Raw genomic sequence first — 505 nt, forward strand, 5'->3', positions numbered from 1 at the left:
TGGGGAAGACGAGCGAGGTGGCGGCGGCGGCGGAGCAGTCTGCGGTTGCGATGCGGGAGGCGGCGATGACGGCGGCGGGGCTGATCCGTGCGATCGAGGATGCCCGTACCGAAGTGGAGGCGGCGGCGGCGATCGCGACGCGGGCGTCGAGCCAGGCGAGCGAGGCGGTGGGGATGAGCGAGATGCTGTCCGATCACGCCAAGTCGATCGAATCGATCCTGGGCCTCATTCGCGACATTGCCGGGCAGACCAATTTGCTGGCGCTGAACGCGACGATCGAGGCGGCCCGGGCGGGCGATGCCGGCCGGGGCTTCGCGGTGGTGGCGCAGGAAGTGAAGAGCCTGGCCAACCAGACGGCGCGGGCGACCGACGATATCGCCGCCAAGATCGCGGCGATCCAGTCGGCGACGCGATCGACGGTGGAGACCAATGCCTCGATCCGGACCACCGTGGCGGAGGTGCAGGAAAGCGCCGACCGCATCCGGTCTGCGATGGAGGTGCAGGC

The 505-nt window shown here is 69.9% G+C and carries 1 protein-coding gene; it reads left to right on the plus strand.

Annotated elements, in window-relative coordinates:
- Nucleotides 1-505 (plus strand): methyl-accepting chemotaxis protein (locus DD559_RS19320; protein WP_240610415.1); only part of this gene is annotated, 505 nt, incomplete at both ends.

The organism is Sphingomonas pokkalii (assembly GCF_003096275.1).
Lineage (GTDB): Bacteria > Pseudomonadota > Alphaproteobacteria > Sphingomonadales > Sphingomonadaceae > Sphingomonas > Sphingomonas pokkalii.